This is a genomic window from Streptomyces sp. Edi2, assembly GCF_040253635.1.
Lineage (GTDB): Bacteria > Actinomycetota > Actinomycetes > Streptomycetales > Streptomycetaceae > Streptomyces.
Genome location: NZ_JBEJGX010000003.1, coordinates 1,059,492 through 1,079,545 on the forward strand (window position 1 = coordinate 1,059,492; position 20,054 = coordinate 1,079,545).

The 20,054-nt window shown below is 71.0% G+C and carries 17 protein-coding genes; 11 read left to right on the forward strand and 6 right to left on the reverse strand.

From position 1 onward, the window contains the following. Positions 1-18: 18 nt before the first annotated feature. The gene (locus tag ABR737_RS08090; RefSeq protein ID WP_350249500.1) at positions 19-1,002 is read right to left on the reverse strand and encodes a HEAT repeat domain-containing protein; all 984 of its coding nucleotides are present in this window, start codon (positions 1,000-1,002) and stop codon (positions 19-21) included. Between the two features lie 1,038 nt (positions 1,003-2,040). On the opposite strand from ABR737_RS08090, the gene ABR737_RS08100 reads away from it, so the two are divergent. Together ABR737_RS08100 and ABR737_RS08105 are read left to right on the forward strand one after the other, a co-directional pair. Further along, complete coding sequence (locus ABR737_RS08100; RefSeq protein ID WP_350256716.1) at positions 2,041-4,272, forward strand: S9 family peptidase; 2,232 nt, start codon at positions 2,041-2,043, stop codon at positions 4,270-4,272. Between the two features lie 182 nt (positions 4,273-4,454). Then, a complete protein-coding gene (locus ABR737_RS08105; RefSeq protein ID WP_350249501.1) occupies positions 4,455-5,000 on the forward strand; it encodes a Rieske (2Fe-2S) protein in 546 nt (181 codons plus the stop codon). A 195-nt stretch (positions 5,001-5,195) separates the two neighbouring features. Here the strand turns inward: ABR737_RS08105 and ABR737_RS08110 are convergent, their stop codons facing one another. After that, positions 5,196-5,549, reverse strand: coding sequence for a beta/gamma crystallin domain-containing protein (locus tag ABR737_RS08110; protein WP_350249502.1), 354 nt, complete (start codon positions 5,547-5,549; stop codon positions 5,196-5,198). A 282-nt stretch (positions 5,550-5,831) separates the two neighbouring features. Between ABR737_RS08110 and ABR737_RS08115 the strand changes: the two genes are divergently transcribed. Beyond that, positions 5,832-6,566: a S1 family peptidase gene (locus ABR737_RS08115; RefSeq protein WP_350249503.1), complete on the forward strand. Its 735-nt coding sequence runs from the start codon at positions 5,832-5,834 to the stop codon at positions 6,564-6,566. A gap of 47 nt (positions 6,567-6,613) precedes the next feature. Here the strand turns inward: ABR737_RS08115 and ABR737_RS08120 are convergent, their stop codons facing one another. Beyond that, positions 6,614-6,976, reverse strand: a complete 363-nt coding sequence (locus tag ABR737_RS08120; RefSeq protein ID WP_350249504.1) for a hypothetical protein — start codon at positions 6,974-6,976, stop codon at positions 6,614-6,616. A gap of 357 nt (positions 6,977-7,333) precedes the next feature. Here ABR737_RS08120 and ABR737_RS08125 point away from each other — a divergent pair, with 357 nt between their 5' ends. Beyond that, on the forward strand, positions 7,334-7,936 hold the full coding sequence (locus tag ABR737_RS08125; RefSeq protein ID WP_350249505.1) for a hypothetical protein: 603 nt from the start codon (positions 7,334-7,336) through the stop codon (positions 7,934-7,936). A gap of 698 nt (positions 7,937-8,634) precedes the next feature. Further along, positions 8,635-9,792 (forward strand): hypothetical protein, encoded by a 1,158-nt coding sequence (locus ABR737_RS08130; RefSeq protein ID WP_350249506.1) that lies wholly within the window; start codon positions 8,635-8,637, stop codon positions 9,790-9,792. 79 nt (positions 9,793-9,871) lie between these two features. Here the strand turns inward: ABR737_RS08130 and ABR737_RS08135 are convergent, their stop codons facing one another. Then, positions 9,872-10,519 (reverse strand): isochorismatase family protein, encoded by a 648-nt coding sequence (locus tag ABR737_RS08135; protein ID WP_350249507.1) that lies wholly within the window; start codon positions 10,517-10,519, stop codon positions 9,872-9,874. Positions 10,520-10,888: 369 nt separating this feature from the next. On the opposite strand from ABR737_RS08135, the gene ABR737_RS08140 reads away from it, so the two are divergent. The 3 genes from ABR737_RS08140 (at position 10,889) to ABR737_RS08150 (ending at position 14,741) form a co-directional block, all read left to right on the forward strand. Continuing rightward, positions 10,889-11,353 carry a pyridoxamine 5'-phosphate oxidase family protein gene (locus tag ABR737_RS08140; protein ID WP_350249508.1) on the forward strand — a complete coding sequence of 155 codons (465 nt, stop codon included), beginning with the start codon at positions 10,889-10,891 and terminating at the stop codon, positions 11,351-11,353. Positions 11,354-11,620: 267 nt separating this feature from the next. Beyond that, entirely contained in the window at positions 11,621-13,081 is a 1,461-nt protein-coding gene (locus tag ABR737_RS08145) for an acyl-CoA synthetase (RefSeq protein WP_350249509.1), read from the forward strand. Between the two features lie 337 nt (positions 13,082-13,418). Beyond that, positions 13,419-14,741 carry a carboxyl transferase domain-containing protein gene (locus ABR737_RS08150; RefSeq protein ID WP_350249510.1) on the forward strand — a complete coding sequence of 441 codons (1,323 nt, stop codon included), beginning with the start codon at positions 13,419-13,421 and terminating at the stop codon, positions 14,739-14,741. A 180-nt stretch (positions 14,742-14,921) separates the two neighbouring features. Here ABR737_RS08150 and ABR737_RS08155 read toward each other — a convergent pair whose 3' ends face one another. Further along, positions 14,922-15,830 (reverse strand): LysR family transcriptional regulator, encoded by a 909-nt coding sequence (locus ABR737_RS08155; RefSeq protein WP_350249511.1) that lies wholly within the window; start codon positions 15,828-15,830, stop codon positions 14,922-14,924. Positions 15,831-15,904: 74 nt separating this feature from the next. Between ABR737_RS08155 and ABR737_RS08160 the strand changes: the two genes are divergently transcribed. Continuing rightward, positions 15,905-17,008 carry a DMT family transporter gene (locus ABR737_RS08160; RefSeq protein WP_350249512.1) on the forward strand — a complete coding sequence of 368 codons (1,104 nt, stop codon included), beginning with the start codon at positions 15,905-15,907 and terminating at the stop codon, positions 17,006-17,008. Between the two features lie 327 nt (positions 17,009-17,335). Here the strand turns inward: ABR737_RS08160 and ABR737_RS08165 are convergent, their stop codons facing one another. After that, positions 17,336-18,667: an aminotransferase class I/II-fold pyridoxal phosphate-dependent enzyme gene (locus ABR737_RS08165; RefSeq protein WP_350249513.1), complete on the reverse strand. Its 1,332-nt coding sequence runs from the start codon at positions 18,665-18,667 to the stop codon at positions 17,336-17,338. 35 nt (positions 18,668-18,702) lie between these two features. Between ABR737_RS08165 and ABR737_RS08170 the strand changes: the two genes are divergently transcribed. After that, positions 18,703-19,368, forward strand: a complete 666-nt coding sequence (locus ABR737_RS08170) for a pyridoxamine 5'-phosphate oxidase family protein (protein ID WP_350249514.1) — start codon at positions 18,703-18,705, stop codon at positions 19,366-19,368. 9 nt (positions 19,369-19,377) lie between these two features. Beyond that, on the forward strand, positions 19,378-20,052 hold the full coding sequence (locus ABR737_RS08175; protein WP_350249515.1) for an FMN-binding negative transcriptional regulator: 675 nt from the start codon (positions 19,378-19,380) through the stop codon (positions 20,050-20,052). Positions 20,053-20,054: the final 2 nt, after the last annotated feature.

The window sequence follows — 20,054 nt, forward strand, 5'->3', positions numbered from 1 at the left end:
GGCCCCGCGCCCTGACCCTCAGATGTCCAGCGCGCCCCTGAACCTGCCGTGCCCGACATCCGGGCTGGTCACAGCGAGCCAGCCATGGCCCACCCGGTCGAGCACTTCGACGGCCGTCGGCTGGATGGAGATCCACGACGCCGCTTCCTCCGGGTCGCGGACACCTTCGGCGTACTCCTCGGCCTCTTCCGGGTCGTACAGTTCGTCGTCTTCGTCCTGCACGAGGTCCCGCTCGAACTCCAGGGGCTCGCCGACCCATTCGGGATCGCCGTAGGTGCGGTAGCCGCGCTTGTCCTGCCCGTTCTCCGCGACCCACCACACCCGTGCGCCATTGTGGTCATCCACTGCGTAGAAATGGGCTTCCCGGCAACGGGCGCTGAGCTTTTCGACGGCCTGTGCCCAGTTGTCGTTGAGATAGTCGGAACCGTAGACGAGACGCCAGCCGTCGAATTCGGGCGTGATGAACACGCGGTATTCCGTGGTGGTGGTGCCTTCAGCACCATGGTGCTCGAGCGAATTCTCCTCGTGGACGGCGGCGGACACGCCCATGGCCGTGGTGACGGGGCGCGCGTCGTGCAGCCCCAACGCCCGGACGATGTCCTCCACTTCCGCCCGCGGCACCGCCAGCCAGGACCCGGCCGGAAGGTCACCGGGCGTTTCGTCCAGCAGCTTGATCCGCACAAGTCGCTCGACGGCCGCCCGGTCGGCGGGGGCCAGGGCATCGGCGCCACCGACACTCGCAAGCCAGCGGAGTGCGGCCGGCCGCAGGCGGCCGGGGCCTTCGCTGCGCACCCTCCTCAAGGGCTCGATCGCCGCGGCGCCAAGGCGCTCCATGCACGCCTCCGCGGCCGATCGCCGGGTCCCCTCCCCCTCGACGATCAGCGGCAGAAGGTGCTCCACGGCCGGGGCGCCGACCGCGACCAGCCGGTCCGTCGCTGCCCGGCGCTCGTCCCGTTCCCCAGCGGCCAGTTGACGAACCAGCGCGGCGATGTCCTCACTCATGGGGACGACCCTAGCCGAGCGGGTAATACCGTGGCCCCACAGGTAATGCCCCGCTGAACGGAAATGTCCCTGGCCTAATACTCCAGCAGGATTTCGCTGTTTGACCTGGTCTTTTCGCCGGGTGGCGGGAGTGTAGCGGGACTTCGATCGTGCGGGGGCGGTCTCATGGAGGCCGCCCCTCGATCGTGCGACACCGCCGCAGGTAGTGACAGCGGCGGGGCAGCCTCCCAGGGTGATCACAAAGCCGAGTTCGTCCCTGTCGGCCCGGCCGACCCCGCCCACCTCGGTGGTAAGCCGGGTACCTGGTATCAGCACGACCTGGTGCTCCGGCCAGACAGCACTCATTTGTTGGGGGACCGGCTGTAGAAAGGCTGCGGTCACGGCTGTCGGGCCTGCCGCGCACGCGCCGAGAAGCACGCCGTCACCAGGCACGATCACAGGCCAGCCGTTACCGGCGACAAACTGCATCCCCAACATGAAAGCCGCGTCTATGGCTGGAGCGCTAACAGGTAGCAGGCGCTCCGGGGCGAGCGGGACCCGGTGTGTGCAGCAGGACGATTTCGTAAATCCCGAGCGCTAACCGTTGCCGGAGAGATATCATCTCCTGGTCACTCTGCGGCCTTCCTGACCTTGACCCCCGGTGTCTCGCACCGTGATCACGCTGATCACCGTGATGTGCCGGGCGGCTAGCGGGGCGCAGGGGGAGGCTCCCCCGAATTGCCCTGTGTGTACCCGGTTATGTGTCAAGTGCCGGGCGCTCAGCGCTGCGAAAAAACGTGTCGCGGCCAAGCCTTTTCCGTGGCTCTCGGGCCTGCCTATGTTTCCCCAGGGATCGCCGTACCCCGACCGTCGCACACCGGATACCGGTCATCGGATATCGGTCACCGCATACCAGCCACCGGCCACCGGCCACCGGCCACCTCAGCATCCCTCCTGGAGGACTGCACCTTGCACAGCAACACCACCGCGAACTCCACACAAGCCGTGAACACCACGCAGGCCGTGGATTCCGCACACGCCGCCCGCTCCACCGACTCCATGGACTTCCCACGCCAGTTCGCCCGCAGCCGCCGCTTCTCGCTCGGAGTGCCGCGGCATTTCACCCTCTCCCCCGACGGCAGCCGGGTGCTCTTCGTCCGCACGGTCTCGGGCACCGACCCGGTCGGCCGGCTGTGGCAGTACGAGGACGGGGCGGAACGGCTGCTGGCCGATCCGGCACTGCTGGTGGGGGCCGGTACCGGGGCGGTCCCCGAGGAGGAGCGGCTACGCCGGGAGCGCGCCCGTGAGCGGTCCGTGGGTGTGGTGTCGTACGCGACCGACAGCGCCGCCCGTGTTGTGGCGTTCGCGCTGTCCGGAGCCCTGTGGGCGGTGCGCACCGACGGTGGCGCACCGTTCTCCGTCCCGGCGGCAGGTCCGGTGGTCGACCCGCGCCCCTCCCCCGACGGGCGGCTCATCGCCTATGTGAGCCGCCGCTGTTTCCACGTGGTCGATCTGAACGGCGCCGACCGCCGGCTGGCCGCCGCGGAGGGCCCGGACGTCTCCTACGGACTCGCCGAATATGTGGCCGCCGAGTCCATGCACCGGATGCGTGGCTACTGGTGGGCGCCGGACAGCCGGCACGTCCTGGTGGCCAGGGTCGACACCAGCCCCGTCCAGCGGCGTTATATCGGCGATCCGGCTGATCCGACGAAGGCGCCGCGGGCGATTCCGTATCCGGCGGCCGGCACGCCGAATGCCGAGGTCACCCTGCAGATCCTCTCCCTGGAGGGGGAACGGGTCGACGTGGAGTGGGACCGCACGGCGTACGAGTACCTGGTGGACGCCGGCTGGGATGCACACGGTCCCTACCTCGCCGTCCAGAGCCGCGACCAGCGGAGCGTGCGCACGCTCTCGGTCGATCCGGCGACCGGTGCCACCGCAGTGCTGCATGAGCGGACCGATCCGGCATGGGTGGAGCTCGTTGACGGCACCCCGGCCCGTACGGCATCGGGCGCCTTGGTGCTCCCCGAGGACGACGGCGACACCCGGTACCTGACCGTCGGCGGCCAACGGGTCACCCCGGAGGGGCTGCAGCTGTGCGCAGTCCTCGGGGTCGAGGGCGAACGGGTGCTGTTCACCGCGAGCGAGGATTCCCTGGAGACCCATGTCTGGTGCCATGAGCCCGCCCACGGCTGCCGCCGGCTGAGCCGCGGCCCCGGCAGGTACACCGGTGTGGGGCGAGGTGGCACGGTGGTCCTGGCGGGAGTGACGCCGCGGGGTAGCGAAGTCGGTGTGCTGTGGGGAACGGGGCGGGGGACGGGACCGGTGCCGGGGCCAGGACCGGTGCCCAACACGGTCGCAGGATCGGGGCCGGACGCGGGCGCAGGGACGGGGACAGACGCGGGCACAGGGACCGGGACGGACGCGGGCACAGGGACCGGGATGCAGGACGACGCACCCTATCAGGTCATCGCCTCGCTCGCCGAAGAGCCCTCGGTCGCTCCACGTCCTCGCCATCTCCTCCTCGGGGAACGGCAGTTGCGTGGCGCGCTCTTTCTGCCGTCGTGGCATGAGGAGGGCACCGGGAAGCTGCCGGTGCTCCTCGACCCGTACGGCGGCCCCGGCGTGCAGCAAGTGGAACGGGCCCGCGGATGGCCCAGCTGTGTGTCGCAGTGGTTCGCCGAGCAGGGGTTCGCGGTGCTGGTGGTCGACGGGCGCGGGACACCGAATCGCGGCCCGGCCTGGGAAAAGGCTATACACGGCGACCAGCTCACGCCCGCGCTGGAGGACCAGGTGGACGCGCTGCGGGCAGCCGGGGAGCGCTTCGAAGACCTGGACCTGACGCGGGTGGCGATCCGCGGCTGGTCGTTCGGCGGATTCCTCGCCGCGGCCGCGGTGCTGCACCACCCCGAGGTCTTCCACGCGGCGGTCGCCGGCGCCCCGCCCACCGACCAGCGCCTGTACGACACCCACTGGAAGGAACGGTATCTGGGCCACCCGGAGGAGCACCCGGAGAATTATGTGCGCTCCTCACTGGCCGGCCACGGCCATCTGCTGCGCCGCCCCCTGCTGCTGATCCATGGGCTCGCGGACGACAATGTGGCCGCCGCGCACACCCTGCGCTTCTCGGCGGAACTGCTCGCGGCGGGCAAACCCCACAGTGTGCTCCCGCTCCCCGGCGCCACCCATATGCCGGCCGACGACACGGTCAACGCGCAGCTGCTCCACTTCCAGCGGGACTTCCTGCTGGATGCGCTGGATGTGCTGGCGGCGCGCGTCGACGGGGACTGAGAGAACCGACCCTTGCGCGTCCGGCTCGGCTGTCGTTCACCCCTCGGCGCTGCGTTTCCGCAAAGGGATCACGTCCCGCATTGAACACGCCGGGCGGCCCCTCCGTATGGAGCTTGTGCAACGTCCATGGAGCACGGAGCATCACGCGCACCACAGGCACCACCATGAACCGGAGGCACACGATGGCTCGACAGGCAGCGTCGCAGCAGACGGAGACCGAGGCGACGATCGCGACGGAGGAGACCGGCCAGGCGGTGGCAGGTCGCGGGGCGGCGCGGCGAACCGTCGTCGCGGCGGTCGGCGCGGCCGGGCTGACGGCGGCGCTCGCGGCCTGCGGAGGCAGCATGGCGGACGAGGGGAGCGGCGATTCCAAGGCCGAGGGCGGCGGCAAGGCCGGCAGCTCGGGGGCGAGCGGTGGTGACGCCGCCGGTGGGGGCGGCGGCGCCATCCTCGCCAAGACGTCGGAGATCCCCAAGGGCGGCGGCAAGATCTTCAAAGCCGACAAGGTCGTCGTCACTCAGCCGCAGGACGGCGATATCAAGGCGTTCTCCGCGATCTGCACCCACGCCGGCTGCGTCGTCGGCGAGGTCTCCGGCGGCACCATCAACTGCATGTGCCACGGCAGCAAGTTCGACATCACCGATGGCAGCGTGAAGAAGGGCCCCGCCACGAAGGGGCTGGCCCCGGCCAAGGTGAACGTCAAGGACGGCTCGGTCGCCCTCGGCTGACGGCGCGGCCGTCACAGCATCGAGGGGTTCGCACTCCTGCCGCCGGCTTCAGGCATGATGCGGCGTAGTGGCCCAGCCTGAGGGTCGGGCCGGAACGGCCGAGCCGGCGCGCCAAAGGGCTTCCACATATTCGGTTGAACGATGCCGGCCCACGCCGGAAAGGGCGTGGGCCGGCATCAGTGAGCCGTCACCTCGTCACAGGATTTCGATGACGCTCACCCTCGGCGGACGGTTCGGGAACGAGATCTCGTGCCACCGGTCGATTTTCACCGAATCGCCATTGGCGTCGTAGTAGATCAAGTCATTGTTCCCCGTGGAGATCTTGTCGACCCACCACCCGCCGAAGGAAATCCTCCCACGGTTCGCGTAACAGTCCACGCTCTGCCGCCCGCCGCTGTGCGACCAGATCTTCAGGAAGTTTTCCCCAGCGCGACAGGCGACATGGTCGATGGCGAAGGCAATGCCGGTCGGCACGGTCATGGTGAACGCGGCAGCTGCGGCGAACACCACGGCCACGGAACGCGCGGCCTTCTTCGTTCTTGAGATCACAAGTTCTCCTTGCTTCGAAGCGTCGAACCGGAACTCACGTCGCAACCACCGCGATTGGGGTCTCGGTGGTGCTCGGATGACCCGAGCATGTGGGGTGATTCGTCCCGACTGCAACGGAATCGCGGCAGTTCGGGACGCTGGAACGGAAAGATGAGCCGTGACCAGGGGGTACCCGAGCCTCCTGGAACACGAGAACGGGACGCACAAGGCCACGACTTCGTGGCCCAGCGGGGTATCTCACCACCAGTACGGCCCATGCCCCGACAAGAGGAGCTGTTCCGGATGGTGCGTCGAGTTCGTGTGCTGCTGCTGACCGCCTTACTGCTGGTGACGGGAGTGGTGATGCTGCCCACGCCGGCCACCGCCGTCATCGGCGGATCGACGAGCACCTACGGCCCATGGGCGGTGCGCATGCTCGTCGACGGCAAACCGACGTGCACCGGCACGGCGGTCACACACGAGTGGATCATCAGCGCCTCGCACTGCTTCTTCGAGCAGGCACAGCCGATCGCCGACAGGCGGATCTCGTTCCGGGCCGGCAACCTCGATATGCGGAAGGGCACCACCGTCCATCCGGTGCCCGGTCGGCGCGTCGGAAGCGCGCACGCCGACATGATGCTCATCAAAGTCCCGCCGATGAACATCCGCACGGCGCCTTTGGCCACGGCCCCGGTCCACCCCGGCCAGGCCGTGCGCCAGTACGGGTGGGGTGCCACCTGCACCGGGGACGAGAACACCTGCCAGTCCCCCGTACTCAAGCAGTCGGACCTGCGCGTCGTACGGCCCGACGACCCCCGGTGCGAGGGCTACACCGCACCGGGCGGCTCGGACTTCTGCATGGAAAAGGTGTCCGGGATTCCCGCCGGCGGCGACTCCGGAGGCCCGGTGATGAGCATCGCCCCGCCCGGGACCGAAACACTCCTCGGCGTCTTTGACGGCTCCGACCGGGAGCACATCGCCGAAGCCGGCGAGATCTCCCAGCAACTCGCCTGGATCCACTCGGTCACCCGGCGCTAGCACGAGCGCCGGCAGGGCCGGACGGCTGAGTGCCCCGCGCCCCTGGGTCAGCTGTACTGGGCCCGGTCGTACACCTTCTTGGCCATGACTCCCAGCACTTCCCCTTGCATCTCGGTCGGCGTCAGGGAGTCCAGTGAGCTATTGACCGAGACCAGGACGCCCTTGCCGGTGGTGGCGTTGAAGTCCGCCAGCCCCGAAGCCGCCACCGAAGGAATGCAACTCCACTCGGAGAAGACGCGCACCATGTCGCGCACGGCGGCGACGTCGGCCATGCCGGCGGTGTGCCCGGTGGCCGCCGCGGCAGTGCGCTCGGCGATCTCCTCTACGTAGGGCAGGGGAAGGGCCGCGGCGGCCACCGAGTAGGCCGAGGAAGTGAGGAAGCGGCGCCGGTCCAACTCGAACCTCCACATCGGGAGCAGGCGGCGGTCGGGGCAGCCCTCAAGGCCGGCCCTGGGGCCGGGCCGATGCTGCCATTCTCCTCCGGCCGGCCCCAGCCCGAGGCCGTTTGCTCATACCGGGCGCCGGCGGCTCCCTCCGGCTCACCACCGCAACCCGGCGCCGCGGGGCGCGCCCCTTCACTTCACCGCTCACGCTTCCTGCCCGGCCCGTACCACAGCGGGGGCCTCCCACGTGGGGCCTCACATGAGAGGGGCGCCTGTCCCCTCTTTGGAGATTCCGGTAGTCCGCCCTCCATGGGTGCGACATCGTCGTCTCCGGCGCCCCTCCCGGGCGCGCTCGGGTGAAAGCGAAGCAATTGGAGGGGTGACATGAGTGAGCGGGAGACCTGGACGACGGAGGAGTTCGGCGCCTCGCACGAGGGCGCGGTCGGTGTGCTTCTGGCTGACGGCACCGTTCCGGGCCCGGTCTTCTTCCAGATGAACTCCGGCGGAGGCGGACCGTCGGTCTCACAGTGGAGTGTCTACGACGGCCACTTCGCGCACGTGCCGCGAGCGGCGGCGCTGCGCGCGGTGTGTTCCTGCGGCTGGACCGGCACAGAGCACCGGCTGGACTGGGACGAGATCGGCGAACAGGAGCTGGCCGAGGCAGGCTCGTTCGCGGCGGACGCGGCCCTGCAGGACTGGGATGATCACACCGTTGAAGTGGAGAATTCGGCCATTGCCCTGCCGGAGACGGTCACCGGTCTGCTCACCCGGCTGGAGGAGGAGATCGAGAAGCTGGCGAAGTCCTCACCGCTGGCGGCCGTACGGGCAGCCCGTCGGCTGGAGGTGACCGCTGTACGGGTCGGGTACTGGCCGGCCCACGATGCCCGGCAGGACGCGACCACCGCGCAGGCCGCCGCCCTCGGCCTGGACGAGGACGGGGCGCGGAAGCTGATGGCACGTTATGGCCGGTGGAGCCCGTACTTCTGAGCGGCGGATTGGTTGCTTGGTTGCTTGGTTGGACACGGACTCGGACACAGACACAGACACGGAACCGGACCCGGACCCGGACCCGGACACTCCCGGACGAATTCTGGCCATTGGGCGGAGGAAACATCCCACGTTGTCATGGGTGCGGTAGGAAAGGTGCCGGTCCATGGAACTTCCCAACCGGTACCGGAGGAAGTGGATGAAGGACATGTGCGGTACAGGCACGCGGCTCAGCCGGGGCCGGAAGTCCGTCTCGTCCGGCGGGCATACCTGAACCGTTCGGCCACGGACCGATGTGAATCGTCCGGGTGCCTCCGGGGAGCCTCCCGGAGCACCCTTCCGTGGGCGCCCTCCGCTGGATGTCCTTCCCTCGACGTCCTTCCCTGGGCGTACTTTTCCTGACCTCCCCCAGTGGCTCCTGAAAACTCACCCGAGCCACGGGAGTCTCAATCTCACGGAAGCCAGGGAGATCCCAGGAAGTCACGGGAATTGTCGGCAGGCTCCGGGAAGCCCCGCCCCCGCACTCTCACCCACACTTCACGGGAAGTCGTGGCGCCTCCTGGGAAGTTCCAGCACATCACGGACCGCACGGAAACCCAAGCGCTCTCTGCTCCTTTCAAGTGTTCACGTTTCAAGTGTGCACGGCACATCCCAGCGTTGACGGGGGACCTTCCAGCGTCCTCGAAACGGAGACCATGATGCGAAGACATATCCGTGCCGCGGTGGCAGTTGTCGCGGCCGCGTTCCTCACGCCCCTGCTGACGGCGAGCCCGGCTCCGGCCGCGTCCGCTGCGTCCGCTGCATCAGCCGCCTCGGCTCGACCCGCCCACGGCCCCGGCAAGCCCACGGACTGCCGACCTGCTCTCCAGGTCCTGGCCTCCCTGCCCGGTTCGGGAAGCAGCCAGGTCAAGGGACTCGGGCCGAAGGCCCTGGCAGTGGGGGGATCACGCGGCCTGCCGGTGTACTGGACCGGTACCCGGGTCCACCGCGTACCACTGCCCGCCGGATTCACCGGCGGTGAGGTCGCGGCCGTCAATGCTCAAGGGCTGATGGTCGGGTCCCTGAACGGAGCGGGCCGTACCGCCGCCTTCAGCTTCCGCTCCGGGGCCCGCACGGTGACCCTGCTGCCGGAAGGGGCCCACGCGGCGGACGTCAACGACCGGGGTCTGATCGTCGGCGACGCGGCCAAGGACGGCGCCGTCGTCGGTCTCGAATGGGAGGGCTCCCGGATCCACCGCAGGCTCGCGCCGCCGGCCGGATACTCGCTCAGCTCGGTGACCGCCATCAACAACGCGGGGCAGATCGCCGGTTCCGGCGAAGCCTTCAAGGAGGAGGAGTCGTGGTCGGCGGGCCTCTTCTGGTCCGCCCGGCGCGACGCCGCGGCCGTACCGCTCCAGCGGTACTGGCCCTCGGGGGTCCCTTACGACTACTGGTACCCCCGGGACATCGACCACGCCGGACGGATCGTGGGCACCCACGACTTCACCCGGCTGGACACCCGGACCCCCACCCAGTGGCTTCCGCCGTACGCGACCGAGAGCGAACCGGGGCTGCTCGGGGAGCGCACCAGCGGCACCTTCGAGGCCATCAGTCCCACCACCAACGTGAGTGTGGGCACCGCCATGGACAGCCACATGGTCGGTCCGTTCCCGCCGGAGACAGCTCCCCCGGAGCAGGCCCAGATATGGCCGGGCACCGGCCCCCTGCTGGCGCTGCCCCGGCTCTCCCCTGAGGGCGCCTCCCAGGCGTACGCCGTCAGCGACGACCAGCGCGTCGGCGGTTCCGCGGCCGACGCCGCGTCAACTTCCCATGCCGTCGTCTGGACCTGTGCCCTGCGCCAGGCGTACCAGCCCTGACACCCCGGGGCCGGCCCTGGCACCCGGGGCCGGCTCAGCGGGGCAGCGGGTCAGGGGGCAGGGGTCGGGGGGCAAGGGGTCAGCGGCCACCACGCAGTCCTCGCCATATGGCCAGGACATCATCGGTGCTGGTGACGGTGGCGACCAGAGCGAGGGTGTTGCGGACCATCGCGGTGGTGTAGTCGGCGGGCACCCCCGCGATGGCGTCCGCGGGCACCACGGCCGTGTAGCCCAGGTTGACCGCATCGAACACGGCATTCGGAATCGCCACATTCGCCGACACCCCGGTGACGACGAGCGTCCGGCACCCGAAGTTACGCAGCAGCGCATCCACTTCGGTGCCGGCGACCGGCGAAAGGCCGTGCAGCCTGCGCACCACCAGATCGTTCTCCGAGACGGGTATCGGATCGGCGATACGTACAGCGGTGGATCCGGTGAGCTGCTGGACGGGCAGCCGTTCGGCCGCCCGGAAGAGGCGGGCGTTGTGGCTGGCGCCGCGGCCGTCGGGACGGCGTTCCGCCACGGCATGCAGCACCTGGACGCCGGTGTCGTGGGCAGCCGCCACCAGCCGGGCCACTCGCGCCAGCGCACCCGACTCGCGGGCCGCGTCCGCCAGTTCGGGCAGCGCGCTGTCCGGGCCGACCACGCCGCGCTGGCACTCGACGGTGAGCAGCACCGTGGCGGCCGGGTCCAGTTGCTCAATGAGCTGTGCAGCGTCCGAAGACATCGCATTCCCCTCTGATGGACGTGATTGCCTGCCGGCCTGACTCCGTCCTGAATGCAGCCTGTCTCCGGCCGGACGGACCTGACGCCTTCCGGGCCCGACTTCAGCCGACCTCGGCTCCTCCCGGCTCCTCCCGGCTCCTCCCGGCTCCTCCCGGACCCGCTACCTGGCGCACCTGGCTCCTCGGCCGACCCCAGCCGAGCTACGCCGACCCGGGCCGGGCGAGGGTACCGGCCATTGCGCACGCCAGGAAGAGCCCGCATGATTTCTGACAGCTCGTCAGGTAGATGCGAGATCGGTCGGTGTCAGGCAGGCGGGTCAATTCAGTGCCGCCCCATGAGCGGGAGGGCACATAGCGGAGGGCGATGAAGGATGGCCGACACACAGCGGCGCGGACGCCGGATCATGATGACGCAGGGCGAGCTCGACGCGTTCCTCGCGGCACAGCGCACCTGCCGGGTAGCAACGGTAGGTGACGACGGCGCGCCGCACCTCGGAGCCCTCTGGTTCGTCTGGGACGGCACGGCGCTGTGGCTGTATTCGATCACCCGGAGCAAGCGGTGGGCCCAGCTGCGCAGGGACCCGCGGCTCGCGGTGGTCGTCGACGACGGACACGAGTACGGCGAGCTGCGCGGGGCCGAGCTGACCGGCCGCGCGGACTTCGTCGGCGAGGCGCCGCGCACCGGCGAGCCGTGCCCTGGGCTCGCTGCCCCGGAGCGGCTTTTCGCGGAGAAATACTTCGAGATGTCGGCGATGCCGCACGACGGCCGCCATGCGTGGCTGCGCCTGACGCCGGAGTCGGTCGCGTCGTGGGACTTCCGCAAGATCCCGGGCTGAGCGGTCAGGGCGCGGGCTCGGTGGTGCGTGGTGGTGCCGGGGGCATGGTGGTGCCCGGGGGCGTGGTGGTGCCGGGCGCGTAGTGGTGCCGGGGGCGTGGGGTCGATCCCCGCCCACGGAGGGGGATCGGACCTCCCGATCTCATCGCGTTGTCGGTGGTCTCTGCGAGAGTGGTACGGGTCAGCCCGTTTCGGTACCGGCAGGGGTGCGGGAGCGGGACGGTCCGGCCGCGACGGGCCGGGCGCCGACGAGGACGAAGGAGATCCGGTGAACGTGCTCTTCCCCGCGCTGCGCGACGCTCCGCCCACACCCGCGCTGCGCTTCGGCGACCGCACCCTCAGCTATCGCCAACTGGCGTCGGTGGCGGGCGTGGTCGCCGAGCGGATCGCCGGTGAGACCCGTATCGCCGTGTGGGCGACGCCGACACTGGAGACCTCGGTCGGTGTGGTGGGCGCGCTGCTCGCCGGAGTGGCCGTGGTGCCGCTGAATCCGAAGATCGGCGCATACGAGCTGGCGCATATCGTGGCCGACAGTGCGCCGTCGCTCGTCCTTGCCGAACCGGGCGCCGACCTGCCCGAGCCGCTCGCCGCATTGCCCCGCGTCGACATCGAGGCAGCCCAGCCGCCGGAGGACGCCGTTCCGGGCCTGCTGCCGAACGAACCGGGCGACGAGGCACCGGCCCTCATCGTCTACACCTCCGGCACGACCGGCCCGCCCAAGGGCGTTGTCCTCCCCCGGCGCGCCATTGCGCACACGCTCGACGCCCTGGAGGACGCCTGGCAGTGGACCGCCGACGACGTCCTCGTTCACGCCCTGCCGCTCTTCCATGTCCACGGCCTGATCCTCGGCATCCTGGGACCGCTGCGCCGCGGTGGCTGCGTCCATCACCTGGGGCGCTTCAGCACCGACGCGGTGGCCCGTGAGCTCTCCGCGGACGGCACCATGCTGTTCGGCGTGCCGACGATGTATCACCGCCTGGCCGCCGAGGCCGGCCGTGACCCCGCGCTCGCCAAGGCGCTCTCCCGTGCCCGGCTGCTGGTCTCCGGCTCGGCCGCTCTGCCACTGACCGATCATGAGCGGATCGCGGCGGCCTCCGGCCGACGGGTGATCGAGCGCTACGGCATGACGGAAACGCTCATGAACACCAGCGTGCGCGCGGACGGCCCCGATGCCACGGGCACGGTGGGGGTGCCGCTGCCGGGAGTGTACGTCCGGCTCGTCGACGACGCGGGCCGGGCCATCGAGGGGAACGACGGCGAGACGGTGGGCGAGATCCAGGTCCGCGGGCCGAACCTCTTCGTCGAGTACCTCAACCGCCCCGATGCCACCGCCGCCGCCTTCGACGGGGGATGGTTCCGCACCGGCGACATGGCGATCCGGGACGGCGCGGGGAACTACCGCATCGTGGGCCGCAAGGCCACCGACCTGATCAAAAGCGGCGGCTACAAAATCGGCGCGGGCGAGATCGAGAATGCGCTGCTGGCACACCCCGGGGTCGCCGAGGCCGCCGTCACCGGCGCGCCGGACGAAGACCTCGGCGAGCGGATCGTCGCCTGGGTCGTGGCGGAGACCGGTCCGGACGCGGGACCGGCGCCCTCGGGCCAGGAACTCGCCGATCATGTCGCCCACCAGCTCGCGCCGCACAAGCGCCCACGCACCGTGCACTTCCTGGACGCCCTGCCGCGCAATGACATGGGCAAGATCCTGAAGCGTGAGCTCCGTGCGTAACGGCGGACGGGGCGTGGCCGGGGCCGGAGACGGGGCAGAGGCCGGGGCCGGGGCTGGGGCCGGAGGCGAAGCCGGGTCCAGAGGCGGGGCCGGAAGCGGATGCCACGGCGCGGACGACGACCGGCACGCGAGGGACGTCGGCCACCAGGACCTACAGGACGACCGGACTCCGGCCACCACTCCCACTGCCACCACTGCCACCACTGCCACGACTGCCACGACTGCCACGACTGCCACGACTGCCACGACTGCCACGACTGCCACGACGAAGCCATGGGCCCGGCTGACGGCACGTCAAGCCATCGCGGCAGTAGCGGATAGGTACACCGAGACGACCATGACGACCACGACGACCGGTCGCGCCGGCCACGAAACGCCGGCTGCGGTATCGGCCCCGCCGGACGGCCCGCTCGGCTGGAGCGGGTACGACGATGCCCGGGCCCGTGCGCGCACACTGACCGGCGAGGAGGAGTCGGTGGTCACCGCCCTGGCCACCATAGGCGGCAGGGAAAGCGTCGTGCTCTCCTTCGAGTTCCGCTATCTGGGCGGCTCCCTCGGCGAGCGCACCGGCGACCGCCTGGAGGCCGCCTACACGCACGCCCGCGAGCGCGGTCTGCCGGTCGTTTCGCTGATCGCCACGGGCGGCAGCCGGATGCAGGAGGGCATGCGTGCGCTGACCCAACTCCAGCGCGTGGCCCGGCAGTCGGCGCTGAACCGCGCCGCGGGGCTGCCGCAGATCGCTGTGCTGCGCGACCCGACGACCGGCGGCGGCTGGGCCACCCTCGGCGCGGCCGCCGATGTGATCCTCGCGCTGCCCGGGGCACAGGTCGGCTTCGCGGGCTCGCGGGTGCGCCCGCCGGACGCCGACCCGTTCGCCTACTCCGCCGAGGGGCAGTTCGCCTCCGGCCAGATCGATGCCGTCGTGCTCCCGGATCAGCTGCGGAGCACGCTCCAGCGGTGGATGCACCTGCTGGTCCCGCCCCCGGAGTCCCGCCCGCGGACCGTGGAGCCCGCGCCTCCGCCGTACGCCCTCGGGGCCACCGGGCTGCCGGAGACCGGCTGGGGTGCGGTGGTCCGCGCCCGCGAGCCCGGGCGTCCGCGTGCCGAGGCGTATCTGCGCGCGTACTTCGACGACCACGAGGAGATCAGCGGCGACCGCTGTGGCGGCGTCGACCCCGGGATACGGTGCGGTTTCGGCCGCCGTGAGGGGCGCACGATCGCCTTCGCCGCCCAATGTGGCACGGCCACCCGCCCGGCCGGCTTCCGTACCGCCGCGCGTCTGGTCCGGCTCGCCGACCGGCTGGGCATCCCGGTCCTCACCCTCGTGGACACGCCGGGCGCCGCCAATGATGCCGAGGCCGAGCGGGCCGGCGCCGGCGCGGCCATCGCCGATGTCTTCGCGGCGCTCGCCACGGCCGAGGTCCCGGTCACCTCTCTGCTGATCGGTGAGGGCGGTTCGGGCGGCGCACTGGCGCTTGCCGCACCGGGGCGGCTGTGGGCGACTCCGGACAGCTACTTCTCCGTGATCGCCCCCGAGCTGGCCGCGGCCATCCTCAAACGCGACGAGACGCAGATCCACGACACCGCCGACCAACTCCGCATCCGCCCGCAGGACTTGCTGGAACTGGGCGTCATTCAGGGCATCGTCCCACCGCCCTGATCCGGGACGGAAGGCAAGAGGCGGCAGGCGGCAGGCGGCAGGCGGCAGGCGGCAGGCGGCAGGCGGCAGGCGGCAGGCGGCAGGCGGCAGGCGGCAGACAGTAGGCGACACACAGCACGCAGCACGCGACCAACACCAGGCGGCCAATGGCGTTGCGGCCGGCAGCGGGCTCTTCCGGACTCAGCGGGCCTCCACGTCCCTCCCGGCTGCGCGGAGCGCTCCCACGGCCGCGCGGATCGAGGGCCTACGGTCGGCGTCCGCGCGCCAGATGGCATAGACATGACGGCGCATCGTATGGCGGACGGGTACCACACTCACCCCGTCCGGTACCGGCCCACGGCCGAGGCGAGGAGCCACCGCGACGCCCAGCCCGGCGGCGATCAAGGCAAGCTGAGTGTGGTGCTCCTCGGCCATGTGCGCGATTTGCGGTTCGATGCCCTTGCTGCGCAGCGTGAACATCAGCCACTCATGGCAGAACTCCCCCTGCGGCCAGGAGATCCACTCATCGTCCGCGAATTCCTCCAGCTCCACGGACCGGCGTCCGGCGAGCGGATGGGTGGACGGCATCGCCACATCGGCCGGATCGTCCAGGAGCGGGGCCTTCGCCAGCCCTTCGGGCAGCGACTGCGGCCGGTTGTACCAGTCGAGAACGACGGCCAGATCGATATCGCCGCGCACCACCCCGCGCACCGAGGCGTCCGGTTCCAGTTCCGTCAGCCGCGCCCGTAGCTGCGGGTGCTCGGCCCGGAGGGCAACCAGCGCGGCGGGGAAGAGCCCCCGTGCCGCGGTGGGAAATGCGCCCAGCCGCAGGTCGCCCACCGCCTGGCCACGATGCGCTTCCAGTTCGGCCTGGGCCAGCTCGACCTGGGAGAGGATGCGCGTCGCATGGTCGGCGAGCAGCCGTCCGGCGTCGGTCAGCCGGACCCCGCGCCCGTTCTTCGCCAGCAGTTGCTGTCCGGTCTCCCGCTCGAGTTTGGCGATCTGCTGCGAGACGGCAGAGGTCGTCACATGGAGTCCGTCGGCGGCCGCGCTCACCGAGCCATGCCGGGCGACCGCACTCAGCGTCCGTAGGCGATCAAGGTTCAACATATAAGCAATGCTAAGCGATACCCGCCACGAATTCTCGCTTGTGCTACGAAGTTGCACGCCGCATCGTGGTCCTCATGAGCACCGCCGCCGGCGCAGCCACCGCCGCCTCCTCCTCCGTCACCTCCACGAACTCTTCGACCACGACCGCGACCACAAACGCGACTCGCGCTGCCGACGGGCACACCACGGCAGGCGCGACCGCCTCAGCTCGCTCCGGTGGGCTTCGGGGCCGCACCGGCGCCGCGGCCCCGAAGCCCACCGGCCGGGCCCTCGGTTGGCCAGTCCGCTTCGCCGTCCTCTGCCTGGTCTGGGGCTTCAACTTTCTCTTCATCAAGGTGGGCACCCAGGGCTTCGCGCCGCTGCAGGTCACGCTGGGCCGGGTGGCGTTCGGGGCGCTGGTGCTGCTGATCATCGCCGTGCTCAAGCGGGAGCGGCTCCCCCGCTCCCCCCGCGTCTGGGCCCACCTCACCGTCGCCGCCTTCTTCCTCAACGCACTGCCGTTCTCCCTCTTCGCGTACGCCGAGCTGACCATCCCCTCCACACTGGCCGGCATCTGCAATGCCACCTCCCCGCTGTGGGGCATGGCGCTGTCGGTCATCGCGCTCTCCGAGGACCGTCCCAGCCGGCGCCGGGTCGCGGGGCTCGGCCTCGGATTCCTGGGTGTGCTCACCGTGCTCGGCGCCTGGCAGGGCTTCGCAGGTACGGATCCGGCGGGCACCGCAATGGCACTGGGCGGCTCGCTCAGCTACGCCATCGGCTGGATCTACGTGCGCCGCACCCTGGCGGGCGCCCCGCACTCCCACCTGTCCATGTCCAGTGCCCAGCTGCTGCTGGCAACCGTCCAACTCGCGGTGGTGACACCCCTGTTCACCACCGCACCGGCCGACTACCCGGTCATCCCGCTGCTCGCCGTCTTCGCCCTCGGCGCCCTGGGCACCGGCCTCGCCTTCCTCATCCAGTACGGACTGGTCGCCGAGATCGGCCCCACCACCGCACAGATGGTCACGTATTTCATCCCCGTGATCGCCACCGCCGCCGGGGTGGCCCTCCTGCACGAACACCTGAGCTGGAACACGCCCGTCGGCGCCCTTGTCGTCCTGGCCGGCGCCGCCCTCACCCAGAGCAAGCCCCGCCCGGGCGCCCCCTCACTCCCCCGGCCCGGTTCCACGACCGACTGACGGCACCCTCCGGGCATCGAACCCAGCCTCCCGAGACCCCGCGCTCCCGAACCTCACGCCCCCGTCCCCCGTGCCCCCACTACCCCCAAGCCTCCGTAACCGAGCCTCGCTCCCGTCCCCCCGTACGCCCAAGCATCCTTACCCCCCCCACACCCCCACACCTCCGCGCCTCGAGCCTCCGCACCCCCGGCACCCCGGCACCCCGGCACCCCGGCACCCCGGCACCCCGGCACGGAGGCTCCCGCACTTCCGCCCGAGATCTCCCGCACTTCACCGCGGAGCCCCCGCACATCGGTGCGGCGCTCCGGCCCCCCGCCCCGGCCCTCCTCACTCGTACCGCCGCGCCTCCCCCACACCCCGCGCCGCGGCAACGGCGTCCGCCACGGGGGCGATGTCGTCATCGGTAAGGGCGGAGACGGTGATGCGGATGCCGGGCGGGGAGTGCAGGCGGAAGCGGGCACCGGGCGCCACCGCCCAGCCGGAGTGCAGGAGCCGGGCCACCGCGCCGGTCTCGTCCGGGACCGGTACCCACACGTTCATTCCGCTGCGTCCCCGGGCGAGGACTCCGCGCTCCGCCAGGGCCCGTATCAGCGCATCCCGCCGTCGCCCGTACGCTCCGGCCACCGCCTTCGGGTCGACCGCGGACGTCCGCCAGAGGTGGACGACCACGTCCTGGAGCAGATGGCTGATCCAGCCCGGACCGAGGCCCTGGCGGCCCCGCACCCGGTCGACGGTCAGCGCGTCGCCGGTGAGCACCGCCAGGCGCAGATCCGGGCCGTACGCCTTGGCCGTCGAGCGGACCAGGACCCAGTGGTCGGTGACGCCGGAGAGCGGATGGAGCGGGAGGTCGACGATGCCGTGGCCGTGGTCGTCCTCGATGAGCAGGACACCGGGGTGGGCGGCCAGGAGGGTGCGGAGTTCGGTGGCGCGGGCGCGGCTGACCGCGGCTCCGGTGGGATTCTGCGCCCGGTCGGTGACGACGACGGCACGGGCGCCGTCCTGGAGCGCGCGTGCCAGCTGTTCCGGCAGCGGGCCTTCGTCGTCCACCCCGACCGGGGCGGGGCGCAGCCCGAGCGCCGGGATGAGATCCAGCAGGCTGCCCCACCCCGGGTCCTCCACCGCCACGGTGTCGCCGGGCCGCAGATGGGCGGCCAACACCCGCTCGATGGCGTCCAGTGCCCCGCTGGTGACGGCGACGGGGCCGGCCGGCACGCCGTCGCCGTCGAACGCCGCACGGGCGAGGGCCGCAAGGTCCTCGTCCACCGCAGGCGTGTCGTAGAGCACGGGGCGCTGCGCGCTGCGCGCCGCGGCCTGCGCCAGCGCCCGTTCGAGCGGGGGCAGCAGGGCCGGATCGGGGTTTCCGCCGGAGGCGTCACGGACGCCGGGCGGGACCTCCACCCGCAGCGCCTCACGGGGCGTGCTCGCCGGCCGGGGACGCACCCGGCTGCCCCGCCGGCCCGCGGTTTCGATCACCCCGCGGTCGCGGAGCGTGCGATAAGCGGCCGCGACCGTATTCGGATTGACTTCGAGATAGACGGCCAACTCCCGCAAGGGGGGCAGGACTTCGCCCGGTTGCAGCTCACCGGCACCGACGGCTTGCTCGACACTGGCGGCAATCTCCGATGCGCGCCGCCCCGCGATCCGATACTCTCCTAGCACAAACTTGATTATGCACTAGTGCAATGGAGTTGGCAATGCCCCGAGCCGAGGCGTACGAACCCACCACCCGCACGACCCCCACCCGCGCCCGTGACCGCGCGGCCTACGACCACGAAACGGTGCACGCCATCCTCGACTCGGGATACGTCTGCCATCTGGGCTTCGTCCGCGACGGCTCCCCCGTCGTCCTGCCGACGCTCTACGGCCGCGTGGGCGACCGCCTCTATCTGCACGGCTCTTCCGGTTCCCGTCCGCTGCGGATGGCAGGTGAAGCACCGGCCCCCGGCCTGGAGGTGTGCGTCACGGTCACCCACGTCGACGGTCTGGTGCTGGCCAGGTCCGCGTTCCACCACTCCATCAACTACCGCTGCGTCGTGGTGCACGGCACCGCGCACGACGTCACCGAGCCGGAGGAGAAGAAGGCCGCTCTCGACGCGCTCGTCGACCATGTGGTGCCGGGACGCGCCGCGGACTCCCGGCCCGGCAACGCCAAGGAACTCGCCGCGACCGCCGTGATCCGCCTCGACCTGCGCGAGGTCTCCGCCAAGATCCGCAGCGGCGGCCCCAACGACGAGCCGGAGGACCTGGCGCTGCCGTACTGGAGCGGTGTCCTTCCTGTGGCACCGGTGTACGGCGCGCCCATACCCTCCGAAGATCTCGCGCCCGGCACACCCGAACCGGCCTACCTCTCCGCCCGCTGAGGAGCGACCGTGCTGATCCATCCCTGGGACGCGCCCACCGAAGAGGCCGAGTGGCAGCAGTGGCTCGCGGTGCACGACTTCGGCCAGCTGGCCGCCAACGGGCGGCCCGGCGAGCCTCCGATGCTGCAACCGCTGCACTTCGCCTACGACCCCTCCCGCCGCGAGGCCATCGCCCACCTCGCCCGCCCCAACCCCCTCTGGGACGCGCTGGAGGACCGGCCGACGGTGCTGCTGAGCGTGGTGGACGACTACACCTTCATCCCCGGCCCCTGGCAGGCGGCCGAGGACCAGCCGCCCGAGCACGGCGTCCCCACCAGCTTCTACGCAGCGGTCCAGCTGACCTGCACCGCCCATGTGGTGGACGATCCGGAGGAGAAGGCCGAGCTGCTGCAGCGGCAGACGGACCACTTCCAGCCGGACGGCGGCTCGGCGCCGGTCGCCGCCGGCGCGGCTCCGTACGGGCGGATGCTGTCCGGCATCCGCGGTCTGCGCCTCGAAGTGCACGAGGTCCACGCCAAGTTCAAGTACGGAGGCAAGCGCAGCGAGGCCGTCCAGCAGCGCATATCGGAACGCCTCACCGAACGGAACGGCCCCGGGGACGCTGCGGCCCGCACCCACCAGCAGCGCCGGCTGGCAGCGCTCGGCACGCCCACCGGCCCACCTCCCTCTGCACGGCGTCCCTGAGC